General features: G+C 62.0%; 18 protein-coding genes and 1 pseudogene. All 19 read left to right on the top strand.

Translation table 11 applies throughout. The annotated features are described in order from the left end of the window. Positions 1-2: 2 nt before the first annotated feature. The 19 genes and pseudogenes from H3V53_RS04475 to H3V53_RS04385 all read left to right on the top strand — a co-directional run bounded on the left by H3V53_RS04475 (position 3) and on the right by H3V53_RS04385 (position 19,793). The gene (locus tag H3V53_RS04475; protein WP_336596903.1) at positions 3-746 is read left to right on the top strand and encodes a GntR family transcriptional regulator; all 744 of its coding nucleotides are present in this window, start codon (positions 3-5) and stop codon (positions 744-746) included. Further along, positions 743-1,522: an ABC transporter ATP-binding protein gene (locus H3V53_RS04470; RefSeq protein ID WP_336596902.1), complete on the top strand. Its 780-nt coding sequence runs from the start codon at positions 743-745 to the stop codon at positions 1,520-1,522. Before H3V53_RS04475 ends, H3V53_RS04470 begins: the two co-directional genes overlap by 4 nt. Before the next feature lie 10 nt (positions 1,523-1,532). Then, positions 1,533-2,342, top strand: coding sequence for an ABC transporter permease (locus H3V53_RS04465; RefSeq protein ID WP_336596901.1), 810 nt, complete (start codon positions 1,533-1,535; stop codon positions 2,340-2,342). Between the two features lie 106 nt (positions 2,343-2,448). Continuing rightward, entirely contained in the window at positions 2,449-3,462 is a 1,014-nt protein-coding gene (locus tag H3V53_RS04460) for a zinc-binding dehydrogenase (protein ID WP_054920062.1), read from the top strand. Between the two features lie 16 nt (positions 3,463-3,478). Continuing rightward, a complete protein-coding gene (locus H3V53_RS04455) occupies positions 3,479-3,913 on the top strand; it encodes a PaaI family thioesterase (RefSeq protein WP_336596900.1) in 435 nt (144 codons plus the stop codon). Continuing rightward, entirely contained in the window at positions 3,910-4,812 is a 903-nt protein-coding gene (locus tag H3V53_RS04450; RefSeq protein ID WP_336596899.1) for a VOC family protein, read from the top strand. The genes H3V53_RS04455 and H3V53_RS04450 overlap by 4 nt, the downstream gene beginning before the upstream one ends. Then, on the top strand, positions 4,799-6,334 hold the full coding sequence (locus H3V53_RS04445) for a class I adenylate-forming enzyme family protein (protein ID WP_336596898.1): 1,536 nt from the start codon (positions 4,799-4,801) through the stop codon (positions 6,332-6,334). The genes H3V53_RS04450 and H3V53_RS04445 overlap by 14 nt, the downstream gene beginning before the upstream one ends. A 38-nt stretch (positions 6,335-6,372) precedes the next feature. Then, positions 6,373-7,968: a UbiD family decarboxylase gene (locus H3V53_RS04440; protein ID WP_336596897.1), complete on the top strand. Its 1,596-nt coding sequence runs from the start codon at positions 6,373-6,375 to the stop codon at positions 7,966-7,968. Positions 7,969-8,038: 70 nt separating this feature from the next. After that, positions 8,039-9,043, top strand: a complete 1,005-nt coding sequence (locus tag H3V53_RS04435) for an ABC transporter substrate-binding protein (RefSeq protein WP_336596896.1) — start codon at positions 8,039-8,041, stop codon at positions 9,041-9,043. Positions 9,044-9,095: 52 nt separating this feature from the next. Beyond that, positions 9,096-9,683, top strand: coding sequence for a UbiX family flavin prenyltransferase (locus H3V53_RS04430; RefSeq protein ID WP_336596895.1), 588 nt, complete (start codon positions 9,096-9,098; stop codon positions 9,681-9,683). A 147-nt stretch (positions 9,684-9,830) separates the two neighbouring features. Beyond that, positions 9,831-10,559, top strand: coding sequence for a GntR family transcriptional regulator (locus H3V53_RS04425; protein ID WP_419539415.1), 729 nt, complete (start codon positions 9,831-9,833; stop codon positions 10,557-10,559). Between the two features lie 139 nt (positions 10,560-10,698). After that, positions 10,699-11,694: an ABC transporter substrate-binding protein gene (locus H3V53_RS04420; protein ID WP_336596893.1), complete on the top strand. Its 996-nt coding sequence runs from the start codon at positions 10,699-10,701 to the stop codon at positions 11,692-11,694. Between the two features lie 73 nt (positions 11,695-11,767). After that, a complete protein-coding gene (locus H3V53_RS04415; RefSeq protein WP_336596892.1) occupies positions 11,768-13,042 on the top strand; it encodes an aromatic ring-hydroxylating dioxygenase subunit alpha in 1,275 nt (424 codons plus the stop codon). Then, complete coding sequence (locus tag H3V53_RS04410; protein ID WP_336596891.1) at positions 13,035-13,538, top strand: aromatic-ring-hydroxylating dioxygenase subunit beta; 504 nt, start codon at positions 13,035-13,037, stop codon at positions 13,536-13,538. Before H3V53_RS04415 ends, H3V53_RS04410 begins: the two co-directional genes overlap by 8 nt. A 14-nt stretch (positions 13,539-13,552) precedes the next feature. Next, entirely contained in the window at positions 13,553-14,560 is a 1,008-nt protein-coding gene (locus tag H3V53_RS04405) for a D-2-hydroxyacid dehydrogenase (RefSeq protein WP_336596890.1), read from the top strand. A 494-nt stretch (positions 14,561-15,054) separates the two neighbouring features. Continuing rightward, the gene (locus tag H3V53_RS04400; RefSeq protein WP_336596889.1) at positions 15,055-15,816 is read left to right on the top strand and encodes an enoyl-CoA hydratase/isomerase family protein; all 762 of its coding nucleotides are present in this window, start codon (positions 15,055-15,057) and stop codon (positions 15,814-15,816) included. Positions 15,817-15,870: 54 nt separating this feature from the next. Next, on the top strand, positions 15,871-16,932 hold the full coding sequence (locus tag H3V53_RS04395) for an ABC transporter substrate-binding protein (protein WP_336596888.1): 1,062 nt from the start codon (positions 15,871-15,873) through the stop codon (positions 16,930-16,932). A gap of 10 nt (positions 16,933-16,942) precedes the next feature. Continuing rightward, positions 16,943-18,002 (top strand): annotated as a pseudogene (locus H3V53_RS04390) (ABC transporter ATP-binding protein). A 9-nt stretch (positions 18,003-18,011) separates the two neighbouring features. After that, complete coding sequence (locus tag H3V53_RS04385) at positions 18,012-19,793, top strand: ABC transporter permease subunit (RefSeq protein ID WP_336596887.1); 1,782 nt, start codon at positions 18,012-18,014, stop codon at positions 19,791-19,793. Positions 19,794-19,808 lie beyond the last annotated feature (15 nt).

Here is a 19,808-nt window from a genome sequence, read left to right as displayed (position 1 = left end):
TCGTGAAAGATCCTGCAGCTCCGACGGTGGAATTGATCGACTGTTCGAACGAAGCAAAACTGCTCAGTGAGCGGGCGTGTTCGGCGATCCGTCAGGACATTCTGTCCTGCGTAATCGAACCGGCCGCCACGCTGACGGAAAGCGCGCTGACCGCTCGCTACGGCATCGGTAAGGCGACCTGCAGGGTGGCGCTGCAGCGTCTCGCGCAGGAAGGTTTTGTGCGAATCGTGCCGCGTCAGGGTTATGTCGTGACGCCGATTACGTTGAAGGACGTCGAAGAAGTGTTTGCGCTTCGCCTTGAGCTTGAGCCGCTATCGGCGCGCCTCGCTGCGGGCAAGGCGGACATCGAGCTGTTGAACCGGCTGGAGCGTGCGTGCCGCAACGACGATACGTCGCTTGGCATTGGCAGCCGGATAGGCATCTTCATGGACGCGAATGCCGCTTTCCACATGGCGATCGCCGAATGTTCGGGCAACGGCCGGCTGGTTCGCATGCTGGGCGGCCTGCTCAACGATATGGCGCGTCTCGTGTCGCTCGGCTTCGGTGTGCAGAACACGAAGCCGGAGATCCGCCATGACCACACCGCGATGATCAGCGCGCTCGCGAGCGGCGACGGCAAGCGCGCTGAGCAGATCGCGCACCGCCATGTGGCGACGTTCCGCGACATGACGATGGAAAAGGTCATGGCGAGCCTGCGCGACACGCATGCAGGCGCACCGATCGCTCCGCTGCGAGGCGCACGATGAACGCAGTGACTACCCAGGCCATGTTCGAGAAGGCAGCCACGACACGCAACGCGGTGGAGGTGGCGCACGTTTCGAAGCACTTCGGTAAGCAGGCGGTGCTCGAGGACATCAGTCTGACAGCGCCTTCGGGTTCGGTGCTGGCGATCGTCGGTGCGTCCGGATGTGGCAAGAGCACGTTACTCAACATCATCGCAGGGTTGGTGCGGGCGGATCGCGGCGACGTGCGGATCGACGGAGTGGCCGGCGAGCCGACGCACGATACCCGCGTGGTCAGCTACATGTTTCAGGAAGACCGTCTGCTACCTTGGCGCACGATCGTGGCGAACGCGGAGTTCGGTCTCGAAGCGGGTTCGCTCAATGCCGAACGGCGGCGCGAACGCGCGCTGGCCGCGCTGAAGATGACCGGCCTCGAAGGATTCGAGCACGCTTACCCGCACGAACTCTCGGGCGGCATGCGCAGCCGGGTGGCGCTCGCGCGCAGCCTCGTCGTGAAGCCGTACATCCTGTTGATGGACGAACCGTTTTCCAAGCTCGATCCGCAGATGCGCTCGCAGATGCACGCGGAACTGCTGCGAATCCGCGCGCAGTTGAAGATGACCGTCGTATTCGTCACGCACGACGTGGAAGAAGCCATCGTGCTCGCAGATAAGGTGGTGGTGCTGCGTCCGCGGCCGGGCCGCGTGCGCGATGCGCTGATGATCGACTTGCCGCGACCTCGCGATCCGCTCGCCGCCGAAGTGGCGGAAACGGTGCGGCGCGTGCGCGCCCTCATTTAAGGACGTAGCGATGTCTTCTGTTTCGACCGCCAGCTCTGTTTTTCCCGCACGGTTTGGCCGATTGACGCGTTTCGCGAGAGTCGCCGGTCAGCGTCTTTCACTGCTCGCTGTCTTCCTGATCCTGTGGTGGGTGGCGGCCCAACGCGTGCCGGCCTTCATCCTGCCCGGTCCGGGGAAAACGTGGAACGCGCTGCTTGACCTGGTCGCCACCGGTACCTTTACCGAAGATCTCGGCATTACGCTGTACCGCGTCGTCGCGGGATTCCTGCTGGCCGCGCTGGTCGGCACGCCGCTCGGCATCCTGCTCGGCGCGAACCGCCGGCTCGGCAGTTTCTGTGAGCCAGTACTGTCAGTGGTCAATACGGTGTCCGCCGCGATCTGGGCCATCTTTGCGTTGATCTGGTTCGGCATCTCGAACGGCACGACCATCTTCGTCGTGTTCATGGAAGCAATGCCGCTGATTCTCACTAACGTGTGGCAGGGCGCGCAAAGCGTCAATGCCGAATACGTGGAGCTTGCCCGCAGCTTCCAGATGTCGCGCAGCAAGGTGATGACCAAGATCTATCTGCCCACCGTGCTGCCGTATTTCTTCTCCGGTGCGCGCCTCGCGTTCGGTTTCGGCTGGCGGGTGTCGCTGGTGGCGGAGACGATCGGATCGTCGAACGGCGTCGGCTACCGGCTGCGTCAGGCGGCAGATCTTGTTCAGACCGATCAGGTGTTCGCATGGACACTCACCATGGTCGTGCTGATGGTGGTGCTCGAGTACGGCATTCTAAAGCCGCTTGAAAACCACGTATTCCGCTGGAAGAAGCGGGCATAGAGAATGGGATCGCGGCGCGCTACTGCCGTGCCGCGATCCGAAGTGGCTGAAATAGTCGAACATTCACGAAGAATATAGCGTTTGCTTTCTATAAATAGGAGTACATATGAGTAGTACGATGAAGGCTTTGATTCTCTCCGAGCATGGTGATGTCGACAAACTCCATGTCCGCGAGATGCCGATGCCGAAGGCCGTGCCGGGTCACGTGGTCATCCGCGTGCGCGCGTCGTCTTTCAACTATCACGACGTCTTTACGGTGAAGGGTATGCCGGGCATCAAGGTGCCGCTGCCTGTGGTCATCGGTCTGGATATGGCGGGCGAGATCACGGAGATAGGAGACAACGTCGAAAGCTGGACGGTTGGCGCACGCGTGCTCGTCAATCCGCTCAACAAGACGAAAGGTCTGATGGGCGAAATGCTCGACGGCGGCATGGCGCAATACTGCCTCGTCAACGCTGACCAGTTGATCGCAATGCCCGAAGGTGTGACGTTCGAAGAAGCGGCGTCGCTGCCGGTCGCCTACGGTACAGCGCACCGGATGCTCGTCACGCACAACACCATCAAGCCGGGCGATCGGGTAGTCATTCTCGGTGCGAGCGGTGGTGTCGGAACCGGCTGCGTGACGCTTGCCAAAATGCTCGGCGCCGAAGTGATCGCGGCCGCCGGCAGCGAGGACAAGGCGGAACGGCTCAAGGCGATGGGCGCCGATCACGTCATCAACTACCGCGACACCGATTTCTCGAAGTGGGTCATCGAGAAGTACGGCAAGCCGCAACGCCGCAGCTATGAAGGCGGTGCGGACGTCGTGATCAATTTCACCGGCGGCGATACGTGGGTGCCGTCGCTCAAGTGCATCAAACGCGGCGGCAGTCTGCTCGTCTGTGGTGCCACGGCGGGCCACGATCCGAAGGAAGATCTGCGCTACATCTGGAGCTTCGAGATTCGCGTGATCGGCTCCAACAGTTTCTATGACGACAACCTCTCCGCACTGATGGAATTGATCCGTACCAGGAAGATCGCGGTGCAGATCGACAAGGTGCTGCCGCTCGAACAGGCCGCGGAGGGCTTGCGCATGATTCGCGATCGGGAAGTGCTCGGCAAGATTGTCGTTACCCCATAAATGTACGGAGACCCGAATGGCTGATAACCAGCAACTTACCGCCGAGCAGGTCCAGGCGATGCTCATGCGCGGTCCTTACCATCAGTGGCTCGGTCTGCGTGTGCTCGAAGTCGGCGAAGACTCGATCGAAATTGCTGCGACATGGCGCGAAGAGTGGGTCGTAAACCCGGAACGCGGCTATACGCACGGCGGCATTCTTGCCGCGCTGGTCGACCTCACGGCCGACTGGGCGCTGGTATCGAAAACCGGCCGCGGCGTACCGACGATCGATCTGCGCGTCGACTATCACCGCGCGGCGATGCCCGGCGACCTCATCGCGCGCGGCAAGGTCGTGAAGTCCGGCAGCGCGATTTCGGTTGCGGAGGCACACATCTACGACCAGTCCGGCGCGTTGCTCGCAAGCGGCCGGGGCGTCTATTCGACCGCGCCCGCACCCGCGCCGAAGGCATGATGAACACGGCGACATCGACGCTCGACCATGTCGTCGTGAATGCGATGTTCGAAACCGACGCTGCGGCGTCGTGTTTCGAAGCGCTCGGTTTCACGCTGACCCCGCGCGGCTATCACTCGCTTGGCTCAGTCAATCACCTGATGATGTTCGATGGACATTATCTCGAACTGGTCGGCCTGCCCCCCGGCGCTACCACGTTGCGGCGCGAGATTCTCGAAAGCCGTCTGGGTATGGACGGTCTCGTGTTGAAGACGGACGACGCGCAGGAAACCTATGCGCGGTTGATCGACGCCGGCGTGCGTGCCGGTGAACCGCACTCGTTCACGCGGCCCGTGGACATTGAGGGTGTCGAGCAAATCGCCCGTTTCCGGACAACCCGGCTTGCAGCCGAAGAACTGTCCGCCGGGCGCGTCTATTTCTGTGAGCACCTCACGCCGGAATGGGTCTTCCGTGCCGAATGGGCGAAGCATCCGAACGGCGCGCAACGCCTGAAGGAATGTGTGATCGTGAGCGACGATCCGCAGCTCGAAGCGCGCCGCTATGCGCTGATTGCTGGCGTGTCGGATTTCACATCGCCGTCCGCCCGGCATTCGCGCATTGCGTTGGGTGATGTCGATCTGGACTTCATCGATGGCGCGGCGTATCGCGCGCGCTATGGGGACCTCGTATGTCACGCAGCAGGGCGCGACAGCTATTTTGGTGCCGTCGTCGTCGAGGTAAGCGATCTTGCGGCGATGCGCGCGCGTCTGGAGGCGCTCTCGTCCCGCACCGACGAGAGCGTCGTGCGGCTGATGGCGCCGGCTCATGCGCAGAGCGGCGCGTCGTCCGTCGTCGTGCTGTTAGGCGAACTCAATACTGTCATTGAATTTATCGGAGCAGTTGAACATGCCCACGCCTGAGAATCTCGGCGATCTGATCGACGCCGACGGCGATCCGTGCAAGCTTGCGGTGATCGCGCTTGGGGAACCGGATGAAACAGGTTGCGCCTGGCACGACATGCGCATGACCTACGGGGAACTGGACGCGCTGGCTGACGGCGTCGCGCGTGCACTGGTACGGCGCGGTCTGAAAGTTGGCGAGCGCGTCGCCATTCTTGCGGCGAATCGCGCCGAATATATCGCGGCGCTGCTCGGCATCATGCGCGCGGGAATGGTCGCCGTGCCCGTCAACTTCAGGTTCCCGCCCGCGCTCTCCACTTTTGTGATCCGAGATAGCGGTGCACGTCTCGTGTTTTGCGATGCCGCGCGACTTGCCGATTGCCCGGACGATCTGCCAACAGTCGTCTTCGATTCGACAGGCGAGGCGAGTTTCGCTTCGTTTGTCGAACCTGGCCCGTTCGAGACTTTCGTGCCGACCCGGGATATGCCGGCGATGTTTCTCTATACGTCCGGCTCGACCGGCAAGCCGAAGGGCGTGATGCTCTCGCACGGCAGCCATCTGTGGGTGGCGCGTACGCGAGCGCGCGCGCAGCCGCCTGCGGCGCATCGCTTTCTGGTGGCCGCGCCGATGTATCACATGAACGCGCTGACGCTCGTGCTGATGTCGTTGTACGGGCACGGTACCGTCGTACTGCTTCCGCAATTTACCGCGCGCATGTACATCACGGCAATCGAGCGTTATCGGGTCACGTGGCTCACCTCTGTCCCGCCAATGATCGCGATGATGTTGCGCGAAAGGGAGTTGCTTGCGCGCACGGATCTTTCATCGGTGCGCTTCATCCGGATGGGCTCGGCGCCCGTTGGCGAGAGTCTGCTTGCGCAGATCGGCGAGGTATTGCCGAATGCGAAGCTCACTAACGTCTATGGCACGACCGAGGGCGGGCCGATCGTGTTCGGACCACATCCGCAACGGATCGAACCGCCGTTACTGTCGGTCGGATTTCCCCATCAGGAAGTCAGCGTCAAGTTGCTCGACGCACCGCCGACGGGTGTTGCAACCGGCGTGTTGGCCGTTAAAAGCCCGGCCGTCATGCTCGGATACCACAACCGGCCCGACCTGCCGCTTCCGGTGACAGGAGACGGCTTCTACATAACGGGTGACGTATTTCACCGCGACGAGCAGGGCTTCTATACATTCGTCGGCCGTGCGGACGACATGTTCGTGTCGGGCGGCGAAAACATCTTTCCCGGTGAAGTCGAGCAAATGCTGGAGACGCACCCGGACATCGTCCAGGCTTGCGTGATTCCGGTCGCCGACGACATCAAGGGAACCAAGCCGGTGGCGTTCGTGGTGCGGCGCGCAGGCGCGTCGCTAACGGAAGAGGAAGCCAAACAATACGCGCTGACGCATGCGCCCGCATACCAGCACCCGCGGCGCGTGTGGTTCGTCGATGCATTGCCGCTTGCGTCCACGAACAAGATCGATCGCGCCGCATTGAAAGCCATAGCGCGTGCGTCGCTGCAGGATAGCGAGACCGCGTAAGTGAAACCGATACGACATTCAACACCTTGGAGTTCAGTATGAACGAGAACTTTCGCGAGTTCCTGGAACGCCTGCGCGGGGCACAGCAACTGGTCGATATCCGGCAGCCCGTCGATATTCGCCACGTGGGAACGCTCGTCGACCAGAGCGACAAGGCGCTCCTGTTTCATAACGTGATCGGCTACGATATGCCGCTGCTGTCGGGCATCATCCGCACGCAGCAGCGCGCGATGATGGCAATGGGTTGCGACAGCTACTCCGAAATCGAAAAGATGCTGGCGCATGGCATCCAGAACCCGATTCCGCCTAAATATGTCGCCACGTCGGCGACGAAAGAAGTGATCTACAAAGGCGACGATGTCGATCTGTTCCGCCTGCCCATTCCGATGTCTTCGATTTTTGACGGCGGCCCGATGATCACCGCAGGTATCGTGATCTCGCGCGATCCGGAGTACGGGTTGAACAGCGGCATCTACCGCTTCATGGTCAAGGAAAAGGCGCTGAGCGGCATCGACATCGTAACGCCGAACAATATGCGCATGTTCGCGCAGCGTGCCTACGAACAGGGACGTCCGTGCCCCATCTCCATTTCGATTGGCAACCACCCGATGGAAATCATGGGCGCCGGCTATCGCGCACCGATCGGCGTAGATGAAATGGCGATCGCGGGTGGCATTCGAGGCGTGCCGGTCGAACTGGCGCCTTGCGAGACTGTCGATCTGCCCTATATCGCCGACTCGGAAATCGTGATCGAAGCGGAAATCCTGCCGACGGGCTGGACGCAACCGGAAGGCCGTTTCGGCGAATTCACGGCGTTGATGGGCGGGCTGCACTGGAATCCGGATGTGCGCATCAAGGCGATCATGCATCGGCGGGACGCGATGTATTACTCACTGCACATGCCGTGGGAAAACACGTGGCTCGCGGCACCGACGCGCTATCAGGCGATCCGCAGCGCGCTGCGCACGGCCGGCGTGCAGGTGAAAGACATCAACGTGACGTTGGGCGGCCGCGCGTTCTGGCATGCGGTCATTTCGATCAGGAAACAGGCGGGCGAAGGCAAGAACGCGCTGCTGGCGGCGCTGTCGGTGATGGATCTGAAGCACGTGGTGGTGGTCGATGACGACATCGACGTGTTCAATGGCGAGCAGGTGGAATGGGCGATCGCGACGCGCGTGCAGGGTGACCGTGACCTGATCGTGATTCCCGGCGCGCGCGCGAAACCGCTCGACCCGAGCCTGCCCGTGATGCCGCCTGGCATGGTGCCGACGGGCGCCAAGGTCGGTGTGGACGCAACGATCTCGGAAGGCATTCCGCACGAGCGCTACGAGCGCATCTCGTACGCGTACGCGGACACAGCGAAGATCGCGGACTACATCGGCGGGAAGGCGGATAGGGTGCACGTGTCGGAGCCGGAACAGGTGGAGGTGGCCGCAGCCGAAGCGCTCGCGCTCATCGGCGAAACACCGCTTTACTACACGGAACTCGCCGAACGGCTGTCGAAATACGACTTCCGCACGCTGGCTCGCGCGCTCGGCGAACTGCATGAACGCAAGCAGTTGTGGAAAACCGCGGAAGGCAAGCTGTGTGTGCGCGGTTCGCGCTTCGACGCCGTACCGCCGACGCGGCGCTGATTGCCGCAATGTCGTTCAGTGCGCTGCGCGGGCCGGCAGCGCTCCACCCACCCATCAATGAGCTGACCTGATGCAACCTTATCTGCTTGCAAGGCGTGTGCTGTTTGCCGCCGTGATGTTCCTGCTCGCACTCTCCGCGCAGGCCGCGCCGCTGCGCATCGGCTACTGGACGAGCGGCGTGAGCCTCGGCCTCGGCGCCGTGCTGGAAACCGGCGATTTCCTGAAGAAAGCCGGTATCGACGACGCGCGTTTCGTGCACTTCGCCGAGGTCAACGCACCGGCGAGCGGACTTGCCGCCAACGTGATCGACGTGAGTTTCAGTGTGGCGGGCGCGAGTGCGTTCAGCATCGCGGCGACGGGCGTGCCGATCAAGATCTTCGGAGCAACGGCACCGGCCGATGTCACATTTGTCACGCCCGCCGATTCGCAGATCCAGTCGATCGCGCAACTGCGCGGCAAGAAGATCGGCATGTCGCCGTCGGGAAGCTCGGTCGCATTGATGACGGCCGCGGTACTCAATGCGAATTACGGCTTGAACGCCCGCGATTATTCGCTGGTGCCGGGCAACGAGGCGCGCCTCGCGCAGTTTCTCGTGCAGCATCAGGTCGACGCCGCGGCGTTGCGCTCCGTCACGGTCGCACAATTGACGGAGGTGAAGACGCGGCGTCTCGGTACGCTGGTGGAAGAATGGCACAAGCTGACGAAATCCGATGCGATGCCCTATCTGGGCGTGGCTGCGGCACGCACGGAATTGATTCAGCGCGATCCGCAATCGGTCGCGAAGCTGATCGTCGCGATTCACAACGCAATCGCCTGGGGCAACGCGCACCCGGATCAGGTCGCGGCGATCCTGCAGAAAGTTGCGAATCTGCCCGCAAGCGACGCGCAGATCTATGCCGCGCATTGGGCCGAGCTGAACAGCATTTCCTTCGAACCGGTCGATATCGACACGCTCAAGCGCGAGCAGCAGATCTTCGCTGCGAGCGGCTCGATCAAAGGCGCGCTTCCGCCCGATGTATTCGCCACGGGGCCGTACGAAACGGCAAAGAAGATCATAGCGGGTCAAAAGCCATGAAGACGCGTTTGCGCGGGCAATGGCCGCATCTGGTGGATAAAGGAGATGTTGCATGAGAGCCCAATCCGCAGCACGGCGCCGCATCGTGGTCGGTATCAGCGGCGCTTCGGGCGCGATCTACGGGGTGCGTTTGCTCCGTCTGTTACGCGAGCTGGAGGTGGAGTCGCACCTGGTGGTCAGCCGTTCGGCGCAGGTGACGCTTGCGCAGGAGTTGCAGATGCGGCTTGCCGATCTGCAGGCGCTCGCGGACGTCAACTATCCGAACACCGATATCGGTGCGGCAATCTCGAGCGGCTCGTTTCCGGTCGACGGCATGATCGTTGCGCCGTGTTCGATCAAGACGCTATCGGAAGTGGCCACCGGTTGCACCAGCTCGCTGCTGTCGCGAGCGGCGGACGTGATGCTCAAAGAGCGTCGCCGTCTCGTGCTGATGGTGCGCGAGACACCGTTGCATGCGGGTCATATACGCAGTCTCGCGGCTGCCACGGACGCCGGTGCGATCGTGTATCCGCCAGTGCCAGCGTTCTATGCGCTGCCGGAAACGCTCGAGCAGATGGTCGACCATACGCTCGGGCGCGTGCTTGATCTGTTCGATATCGACTCACGCACCGTACGCCGATGGAGCGGCACTGCTGGCTGATAAACAGTGCGACACGGCGTGCTTATTTTGTGTTCAGTTTACTTCCAGATATGCATCTCCTAGAATGATTTGAGGTTGGTGAGGTGCCTACAGAATGATGTAAGCATAATACACAGGCCATTTATGGATAGAGCGCACGGGGGCAATATGGTAGGAAAAGTAGTTTCTGGGGGCAAAGCCACGGCCGAGGGCAAGTTGCTGGGAGAGTCGACTTATCTGGCCATGCGGCAGGCGATACTGTCCTGCTCGCTGAAACCAGGCAGCATGCTGACCGAGGCTGCGCTGATGGAGCAATATGGCGTCGGCAAGTCGACCTGCCGGCTGGCGCTTGCGCGTCTCACGCATGAAGGGCTGGTGCGTTCGGTGCCGCGACACGGCTACGTCGTGGTGCCGGTCACGCTGAAGGATGTCGAGGAGGTGTTCGCGCTGCGGCTCATTCTCGAACCCGAGGCCGCGCGGCTCGCGGCCGGCAAGGTGGACGCAAAGGCGCTGATGCGGATCGATCGCGCCGCGCGCGGCAATACCGCGTCGAAGAATCACGGCAACCGGATCGGGTTTTTCCTCGATGCGAACCGGGAGTTTCATCTGGTGATCGCAATGGCATCGGGCAATGACCGTCTGGTGCGGAGCATCTCGGTGCTGTTCGACGAAATGGCACGGCTGGTGGCGCTCGGTTTCAGCGACGAAGACGACAGCCCGGAAATCGCCGACGATCACCGCCAGCTGGTCGAGGTGCTGTCGGCAGGGGACGGCAAGTCGGGCGCGCGCATTGCGCGCCGGCACATCGAGAAGTTTCGCGACATGACAATGGAGCGTGTGCTGCGCAGCATGAAGCAGGACTTCGAGCGCGCACCGCTGGTTGCGATAGGCAAGTAAGACGGAGATTCCGCCTTTGCTTCAGGCGGATCTCTCGATAAATGGTTGCACCGTGCTTTATGTTTTGATAGGACATTTAGTAATCCTTCAAAGATGATGCTGGGAAGACCGGCGACGTCGCTACTTCGGGCAAAGCACCATGAAATCATTTCGTTCCGTTCTAAAGGCAGCATGCGCATTCGCAATAGCTGGCGCGTGCCTTACCAGTGCGTATGCGGCGCCGCTGCGCGTGGGCTACTGGACCAGTGGCACCAGTCTCGGTTTCGGTGCCGTGCTCGAAGCGCAGAAGTTCTTTGAGAAACAGGGTCTGCAGGTGCAGTTTCTCCACTTTCCTGACGTGAACGGACCGACTACCGCGCTGGCATCGAACGCAATCGATCTGGCATTCGGCACCAGCCTCGCGGGAGCATTCAGCCTGAGCCAGCAGGGTGTGCCGGTCAGGATGGTGGCTGCTACCCAGATTGTCGATGCGGAAATCGTCGTGCTCGCGGATTCGCCGATCCATTCCGCGGGTGAACTGCGCGGCAAGAAAGTCGGCATGTCGCCAATCGGCAGTGCGACCACTGGCGTCGGCACTGCCGTGCTGGACGGAAATTACGGGCTCAAGCTTGCCGACTATCGCCTGGTTGCCGGCGACGAACCGCGTCTTGCGCAGTTCCTCGTCCAGAAGAACGTCGACGCAGCCGTGATGCGTCCCACCACGGTGGCGCAAGTGCCGGACAGTGCGCAGAAAGTCCGCGTCATCACGACTTTGTCCGATCAATGGAAACAGATGACGAAAGCGAGCACACCGCCCTATATCGGTGTCGCCGTGATGCGCAGCGAGTGGCTTAAGGACAACCCCGCCGATGCGGTGAAGGTGCTCGCGGCGATGCGCCAGGCGCTGGCCTTCGGCGCGGCCAATCCCGACGCTGTCGTGGCGATACTCAAGAAGGCCGGCAACATGAGCGACGAGGGCGCGCGTTTCTACGGCGACCACTGGACGACCATGAATACGGTCTCGTTCAAATCGGGCGACATCGACACACTGAAGCGCACATTCGAAGTCTTCAGGGCCGCCGGAACGCTGAAGGGCGAACTTCCTGCGGATCTCTTCTATCAGAAACCCTATCTCGACTCGGAAGCAGTCAAATGAGCGGATATCGTGGATTGGCCAGTGGCCACAGCCGCCGCCGTGGAGTACGGGCCTTCAGCAACGGAGCAGCAATATGACGGAAAAATTCGGGGGTGCGGTCGCGACTATTGGATTTCCCACTAGCCGGATCCGCTGGCCGGAAGAGGGCATTACACGTGTTCCGCTACGTGTGTTCTCCGATGCCGCCACCTACGAGCGCGAGCAGCATGCCGTGTTTCGCGGGCGCACATGGAGTTTCCTCTGCCTCGACATCGAGATTCCAAACCCGGGTGATTACATCACGACCAAGGTCGGGCATACGTCGGTAATTGTCGTGCGTCAGCAGGACGGCGCCATTGGTGCGCTCGTGAACAAGTGCGTGCACAAGGGCTCGGTGCTTTGCTACGAAGCGCAGGGGCACCGCAAGCGTCCGAACTTCGTTTGCCCTTATCACAACTGGGTCTATAACTTCGACGGCGAACTGACGAGCGTCGCATTCGAGAAGGGCGTGCAGGGCAAAGGCGGCATGCCGGATGATTTCGATAAATCGAAGTTCCGTCTGACGAAGCTGCGCGTGGAGACCATCCGCGGCCTCGTGTTCGGGTCGTTTTCCGAAGAAGCCCCGGCACTGAGGGACTATCTCGGACCGACAATGGTGCGGCACATGGAGCGCACGCTATATGGACAGGTAAAGATACTTGGCCGCTATAGTCAGGTGATGCACAACAACTGGAAGCTTTACGTCGAGAATAGCCGGGACAATTATCACCCGAGCCTGCTACATGCGTTTTTCTCGACGTTCAAGATCAACCGGCTGTCGGCGGAAGGCGGTACGTTGCAGGATGAAGACAGCCGGCATCACATCACCTTTACGAAGCGCTACACCGACATTGGCGATCAGGCATACGACTCCGGGGTGATTCGCGCAATGCGGGACGATTTCGGCCTGAAGGATCCTTCGCTGATCGATCAGTGGATGGAGTATCCCGATCAGATCACCAATGCGATCCAGAGCATTTTTCCGGGTTTCGTGCTGCATCAGATCATGAACTCCATCGGCGTTCGGCAGGTGGTGCCGCTCGGTGTGGATCGATGTGAACTGATCTGGACCGTGCTCGGCTTCGAGCAAGACACACCGGAGCAGACGCTCATCCGGCGCAAGCAGAGCAATCTCGTCGGGCCGGCGGGTTTTGTGTCGATGGAAGACGGCACGATAGGCGCGTTCGTCGAAAAGGGGATTCGCGGGGATCTTGACGACGTCGCCGTGATCGAGATGGGTGGCAAGGGCATCGGCCCGATGGCGACCCGCGCAACCGAAACCTCGGTGCGCGGCTTCTGGAAATTCTATAGAGAACTGATGGATGTCTAGCACGACGCGATACCCTGACCTGGAGGTCAGCACCCAGACGGGCGCGAGTATCGCGCGCCTGATGGCCCGCTATTGCAGTTCAATCGACAATGGCGACTTGGACCGCTGGCCGGAGTTCTTCACCGAAGATGGCACTTACCGCATTCTCACTCGCACCGATTTCGAAGCGGGTCGCGACTTCGGCATCTGGTTCTGCAACACGCGCGGCATGCTGCTGGATCGCGTCAGTTCGATCCAGTCAGTTAACGTGTTCGAACCGCATGTCTACCGTCATGTACTTGGACCGACGGAAGTCGTCAGCATCGAAGACGGGCTGATCGGCTGCGAAACCAGCTATATGGTCGTGCGAACGGGCTATGAAGGCGGCATGGTTGTGTTCAGCGTCGGACGTTATATCGATCAGATCGTCGTCGAAGGCGGCCGCGCGTTGCTGCGTGAGCGCACGGTCGTCACGGATTCGTGCCGCTACGACACGCTAGTTGCGCTCCCCCTGTAAGGATGTCGCCCCGGATGACCGAACCTGCCCGCCGATACCGGCTGCACCTCGAAAGCCGGCGGCAACAGTCGCCGGCCTTTCATCTTCACGAAGCCGTATGGCAGGTCGCCAGCGCGCGGCATCCCGATCTGGCACGGCACATCGACGTGACGTTCGGCTGGGACGGAGAGCGGTTCGCGCGTCCGCTCGACGACGTCGACTTCCTGCTGGCATCGAGATTTCCGCATGAGGTGGTGAACGACGCGCCAGGTCTGCGCTGGATTCACACGACAGGTGCCGGCGTCGATCAGTTGATGCCGCTCGATCGTCTGCGCCCCGACCTGATCCTGACGAACAGTAGCGGCATTCATAGCGACAAGGCGGCCGAATACACGCATATGGTGTTGCTGATGCTGAATGCGCAAATGCCGGCCATGGCACAGGCACAGCGGGAACATCGTTGGGACGCGCGGCTCACCACGCCGATTCGCGGCAAGACGGCGCTGATAATCGGTTTCGGCGATCTGGGCATGGCGGCGAGCCGCGCGGCACGTGCGCTCGGCTTGCGAGTAGTCGCATTGAACCGGAGCGGCGCGGCGCCGGCGCAGGCGGTGGAAACAGTCGATGTACTCGCAACGATCGCCGCACTCGACGACTGGCTGCCTCAGGCTGACTTCGTCGTTATCACGGCGCCGCTCACGGCCGAGACACGCCATCTGCTTTCCGCCGCGCGCCTCGCCCGCATGCGGCTGGGTGCGGGTGTTGTCAATCTTTCGCGCGCAGCGCTGATCGACCATGCCGCGTTGTTCGAGCGATTGCGTTCAGGAGAGTGCGGTGGCGCGCTGCTCGACGTATTCGATCCTGAACCGTTGCCGGCGGACCACGTGGCGTGGGACGTGCCGAGACTCGTCGTCACGCCGCACATTTCGTGCGATTCGCCCGATTACAACCTGCGGGTCCTCGAACTCTGGTTTGCAAATTTCGCGCGATTGCTGCGCGGCGAACCGCTGTGGAACATCGTCGATCGTTCACGCGGTTATTGAACCGCTAGACGCGGACGCTATCGCGGTTGACCGACCCTGAGCTGTGGGGCGAGCGTGTCGCACAGTCGATTGGGAGATCCGTTAATCGATGGGCCGGACCGAAAATGGACGGCGCGTCCGACAAGTCCTGCACATCGATTGTGGCCGTCAGCCGACCGCTTGAAGAACTGCGGACAAGGGTCCCCAAAGACCCGCGGCTCATACACGGGCTCCCGGCCGTGTTCACTACATTAGTGTGCAACTAACCGTCAAGTGCGCCGCGACCCTACCGTCCGTCGCTCGCGATGCAGTCTCCGGTACCAATCACCGGCGGCCAGGGAAACCCAGCGCTAAAACTACGCGAAGCCTTCGATATTTCCTCGAGTGCGCGCCACCTACGCCTCGCGCGCGCTTTTTTTCGCCGAGTCACCCTCATTCCGCGTAAACCCGCTTGCGCCTCATTTTTGATGATTCTATATTGCGATTCACCACCAACTATTACGATGCGATAGACAATGAGTGACGACGTTCTGTTTTTGAAACACGGCCGCGTCGCGGTCATCACGCTGAATCGTCCCGAACGGCTGAACGCCTGGACTACGCCGATGCGCGAATCGATCATTGCGGCGCTCGAGGGCTTCAATGCCGACGACGATGTCGCCGCGATCATCATGACGGGCGCGGGCAATCGCGCGTTCTCGGCGGGGCAGGATCTGGCCGAGGCGCACAACTTCGACGGCGAACGCGCCGTAGCGTGGGTCAAGGAGTGGCAGCGCTATTACGCGGCGCTGCGCGGCCTGTCCAAGCCGCTGGTGATGGCGCTCAACGGTACCGCTGCAGGTTCGGCGTTTCAGGTCGCCTTGCTCGGCGATATCCGCGTGGGCCACCCGGGCGTGCGCATGGGCCAGCCGGAGATCAATGCGGGCATCGCGAGCACGACCGGGCCGTGGATCATGAATTCGATGCTCGGCATGTCGCGCACCATCGAGCTCACGCTCACCGGCCGTCTGATGGACGCCGACGAGTGCTATCGCATCGGGCTGATTCATCACATCGTCGACGAAGGCAAGGTCTTCGAGAAAGCGCTCGAAATTGCAACGGAGCTCTCCGCCAAGCCGCCCGTCGCGATGCGTCTCGACAAACAGCGTTTCCGCGAGATGACCGAACCGGGTTTCGTCGACTGTATCGAGGCGGGGGAGCGTATCCAGCGCGAGGCGTACGACTCGGGCGAGCCCGCTCGCATGATGGAAGAGTTTTTCAAAAAACGCGCCAAATAAAGCGGGCGCAAGCCGGGCAGTTCCTTCTCAACCCTAGTGCGAGAGACCTGAACCATGACAGAAGACTTCAATCCGACGCGCCGCCGCATTCTGCACGGCGCGAGCGCGCTCGCCGTGGCTGGCATGATGCCGCTCGCCGCACGCGCTCAAACCAGGCAGATCGTCGTCTCGGACCCGGGCGGCCCGTACACGACCGCGTATCGCGAAGCCTTCTATGACCCGTTCGAGAAAGCGACGGGCATCAAGGTCGTCAGCGTCGCGCGCGAATCGCAGCCGGTCGCCCAATTCGCGGCGATGGTGCAAACGAAGAACTATGTGTGGGATGTCACCACGCTGACGCTATCAGCGGATATTCCGTATCTCGAAGCGAAAGGCCTGCTCGAGCCCATCGGCCTGAAAGCGAGCGACTATCCGGACATCATGCCCGAGGCGATCACGCCCAACTGGCTTGGTGTCGACGTGTATTCGACCGTGCTCGCGTATCGCGCGGACAAGTTCAAGGACAACGGCCCAAAGTCGTGGGCGGACTTCTGGGACGTGAAGAAATTCCCCGGCCGCCGCTGCCTGCGCCGCAGTCCGCTCGACACGCTGGAACAGGCGCTGCTCGCCGACGGCGTTCCGCTCGACAAGCTCTATCCGCTCGACGTGGACCGCGCATTCAGGAGTCTCGACAGGATCAAGCCGTACATCAACATCTGGTGGTCCTCTGGCGCGCAGGCGATGCAGGCGATCCAGAGCGGCGACGTCGACATGATCTCGACCTGGAACGGCCGCGCGCAGGCCGCAAAGGACAGCGGCGCGCCGGTGACGATCGTGTGGAGTCAGGGCCTGTATTCGATCGAAGGCTGGGGCATTCCGAAAGGCACGCCGCACGCCGATGCCGCGAGGCAGTTCGTGCGCTTTTGCGCCGACGCGAAGCGTCAGGCTTCGCTCACACGCACGCTCGCCTACGGCCCGACCAACAAGAAGTCCTTCGAAACGATCAGCAAGGAGCGCGCGACGCTCCTGCCAACCGCCCCGGACAACATCAAGGACATGAAGCTGCCGAGCCCGCAATGGTGGGAAGAGAACCGCCAGAAGGTCACCGAGCGGTTCAATTCGTGGATCATTTCGTAAGGAGCGGACGATGAGTTCGAAACTCGAGGCGATCGGCGTCGCGAAGCGCTATGGCGCTTCGGTTGCGCTGGAACCGACGGACCTCGCCGTGCAAGCGGGCGAATTCCTGACGCTGCTCGGTCCCTCGGGTTCGGGCAAGACGACCCTGTTGCAGATGATTTCCGGCCTCGTCGCGCCGAGCGCGGGGCGCATCGAGATCGACGGGCGCGACGTCACGCATGTCGAACCGGGCAAGCGCGGCATCGGCATGGTCTTTCAGAGCTATGCGCTCTTTCCGCACATGAGCGTGTGGGACAACGTCGCATACGGCCTGCGCATGCGCCGCAAATCGCGCGACGAAGTGCGTGCCGCGGTGGACGACGCGCTCGCGATGGTGCGCATGACCGAGTTCGCAAAGCGCTTTCCGAAGGAGTTGTCGGGCGGGCAGCAGCAGCGCATCGCGCTCGCGCGCTGCTTCGCGTACCGGCCTTCCGTGATTCTGCTCGACGAGCCGCTCGGCGCGCTCGACAAGAAACTGCGCGAACACATGCAGACCGAGATTCGATGCCTGCACAAGGAACTCGGCGCGACGTTCGTCTACGTGACGCACGAAGGACGAAGCGCTCACGCTTTCGGACCGTATCTGCCTGATGAACCAGGCGCGCATCGAGCAGGTGGGCACGCCCGCGGATCTATACGATCGTCCCGCCACCCGCTTTGCGGCGGGCTTCATCGGTCATTCGAATCTGCTCGAAGGCGAACTTGATGCTGCGCGCGGCGCCGCCGGCGTGCCGGTCCTGCTCGCCGCCGGCGGCCGCATTCCTTTGCCGCTCGGCGCATCGGGCGCGCCCGCCACGCGTCACACGCTGCTTCTGCGTCCCGAAGCGCCGCGTCTCGTCGAACCGCACAGCGGTTTCGTGGCTGGCATCATCGCGGATGTCGTGTTCTTTGGCAGCGATACGCGCGTGTCGCTTTCGATGAGCGACGGCAGCGAGCTGACCGTACGCTGCGAGCGCAGCGTGGCACCGCGCATCGGCGACAAGGTGGGGCTCACCTGGGATCCGCACCGAACGACGTTGCTGCACGCCTGAGGAGCCGCCATGACCATCGCTCTTCATGCGTTGCGCGAAAATGAGGCGTCGCGGCGCGGCTGGTCTGTCATGCTCGCGCGCTGCATGTGGTTTCTGCCGATCGTGCCGACGTTGCTGTTTCTGCTGGTGTTTTTCGTCGTGCCCGTCGGCGAGATACTGCAAGGCGGTCTCGTCAGCGCCGACGGTCAGATTGGCTTCGCGCAGTTTGAGCGCATCGCGCGCACACCTGTTTATGCGAAGGTGCTGTGGATCACCTTCGCCATCTCGTTCCTGACGGCGGCACTGTCCATCCTGCTGGGCTATCCCGTTGCATACATGCTGAGCCGGCTGTCGGAGCGTGTGCGCGAGCGCCGGCTGCTGTGGATCATGTTGCCGTTCTGGACCAGCTATCTCGTCAAGACGTACGCGTGGATGCTGCTGCTCTCCAAGACGGGCGTGCTCTCCACGATCGCGCTCTCGCTCGGTTTCGTGCACGAGACGAGCGGTACGATACCGTCGCTGACGGGGGTGCTGATCGGCATGGTGCATTCGATGCTGCCGCTCGCCGTCATGACGATGCTTCCCGTGATGCGCGGTATCGACGACCAGCTCGCGCAGGTGGCTGAGACGCTCGGCGCACAACGCAGCATGAGCTTCTTCACGGTGTTTCTGCCGCTCTCTTCGCCGGGCGTGGCGGCGGCGGGGCTGCTCGTGTTCATTTCGAGCCTCGGCTTCTTCATCGTGCCGGCGCTTCTCGGCTCGCCGAAGGAAACCATGATCGCGCAGCTCGTGATCTCGTCCGTCCTCGAACTCTTCGACATGCGGTTCGCCGGCGCGCTGTCCACAGTCCTGCTGGTCTGCTCGATTATCATCTTCTTCGTCTATGACCGCATGGTCGGACTCACGTCGCTGACGGGCGAAGTGACGGAGCGGTCGCGCGGCTCGCGCTCGCAGGGATTCAGGCTCGCACTGCTGATGACGGCGGGCCGCGTCTTCGCGCCGTTCATGATGCGCCGCAACGCGCTTGCAGACACGGCGGCTCGCGCCGCGAGCCCGCTCGGACTCTATACGTGCGTCGTCATGGCGCTGCTCGTGGTGCCGGTGCTGTCGGTGATTCCGTATGCGTTCACGTCGAGCGACTACATCGCGTTTCCGCCGAAGTTCATCAGCACGCGCTGGTTCGGCACCTTCATGGACTCGCCCGTATGGCGTAGCGCGATCATTCGCTCGTTCGAAGTCGGTCTGGGCACGGCGCTGCTGTCGCTGCTGCTCGGCTTCGGCGCGACGCTCGCGATGACTCGCATGCCGCGCCGTACGAGCAAGCCGGTTTTCGCGCTGCTGGTTGCGCCGTTGATCGTGCCGCGCATCGTCGTCGCAGTGGGTCTGCTATATCTGCTCGGCCGTCTGGGACTCACGGGCACGAATCTTGGCCTTATCTTCGGGCATACGGTGCTGGCGATTCCTTATGTGGTCGTTACGCTCGCGGCAGGCTTTCAGCGCTTCGACTGGCGTCTGGACGATGCGGCCCGCGTGATGGGCGCGTCTGCGTTGCGGCGCATTACGTCGGTCGTGCTGCCGCTGCTCATGCCAAGCGTCACGGCGGCGTTCCTGTTCGCGTTTCTCGTTTCTTTCGACGATCTGACGATCGCGATCTTCGTGAGTGGCGGCATCAATTCGACGCTGCCGAAGCAGATGTGGGACGACATCCAGCTCGCGATCACGCCGACCCTCGCCGCCGTGTCGACCACGCTGATCATTCTGATCGCGCTCGTCGTGGCGGTGTCTTCCTGGCTCAAGCGCCGCGCGCGCTGAATCCTGGGCTTTTCA

The organism is Paraburkholderia bengalensis (assembly GCF_037126505.1).
GTDB classification, from domain to species: Bacteria; Pseudomonadota; Gammaproteobacteria; order Burkholderiales; family Burkholderiaceae; genus Paraburkholderia; species Paraburkholderia bengalensis.
This window is presented reverse-complemented; position numbering and strand designations above follow the sequence as displayed.

Coding starts and splice junctions, on each gene's coding strand:
- H3V53_RS04425 (WP_419539415.1), top strand. CDS start 9,831: ATGGTAGGAAAAGTAGTTTCTGGGGGCAAAGCCACGGCCGAGGGCAAG.
- H3V53_RS04455 (WP_336596900.1), top strand. CDS start 3,479: ATGGCTGATAACCAGCAACTTACCGCCGAGCAGGTCCAGGCGATGCTC.
- H3V53_RS04440 (WP_336596897.1), top strand. CDS start 6,373: ATGAACGAGAACTTTCGCGAGTTCCTGGAACGCCTGCGCGGGGCACAG.
- H3V53_RS04435 (WP_336596896.1), top strand. CDS start 8,039: ATGCAACCTTATCTGCTTGCAAGGCGTGTGCTGTTTGCCGCCGTGATG.
- H3V53_RS04405 (WP_336596890.1), top strand. CDS start 13,553: ATGACCGAACCTGCCCGCCGATACCGGCTGCACCTCGAAAGCCGGCGG.
- H3V53_RS04465 (WP_336596901.1), top strand. CDS start 1,533: ATGTCTTCTGTTTCGACCGCCAGCTCTGTTTTTCCCGCACGGTTTGGC.
- H3V53_RS04410 (WP_336596891.1), top strand. CDS start 13,035: ATGTCTAGCACGACGCGATACCCTGACCTGGAGGTCAGCACCCAGACG.
- H3V53_RS04450 (WP_336596899.1), top strand. CDS start 3,910: ATGATGAACACGGCGACATCGACGCTCGACCATGTCGTCGTGAATGCG.
- H3V53_RS04395 (WP_336596888.1), top strand. CDS start 15,871: ATGACAGAAGACTTCAATCCGACGCGCCGCCGCATTCTGCACGGCGCG.
- H3V53_RS04385 (WP_336596887.1), top strand. CDS start 18,012: ATGACCATCGCTCTTCATGCGTTGCGCGAAAATGAGGCGTCGCGGCGC.
- H3V53_RS04400 (WP_336596889.1), top strand. CDS start 15,055: ATGAGTGACGACGTTCTGTTTTTGAAACACGGCCGCGTCGCGGTCATC.
- H3V53_RS04415 (WP_336596892.1), top strand. CDS start 11,768: ATGACGGAAAAATTCGGGGGTGCGGTCGCGACTATTGGATTTCCCACT.
- H3V53_RS04445 (WP_336596898.1), top strand. CDS start 4,799: ATGCCCACGCCTGAGAATCTCGGCGATCTGATCGACGCCGACGGCGAT.
- H3V53_RS04420 (WP_336596893.1), top strand. CDS start 10,699: ATGAAATCATTTCGTTCCGTTCTAAAGGCAGCATGCGCATTCGCAATA.
- H3V53_RS04460 (WP_054920062.1), top strand. CDS start 2,449: ATGAGTAGTACGATGAAGGCTTTGATTCTCTCCGAGCATGGTGATGTC.
- H3V53_RS04430 (WP_336596895.1), top strand. CDS start 9,096: ATGAGAGCCCAATCCGCAGCACGGCGCCGCATCGTGGTCGGTATCAGC.
- H3V53_RS04470 (WP_336596902.1), top strand. CDS start 743: ATGAACGCAGTGACTACCCAGGCCATGTTCGAGAAGGCAGCCACGACA.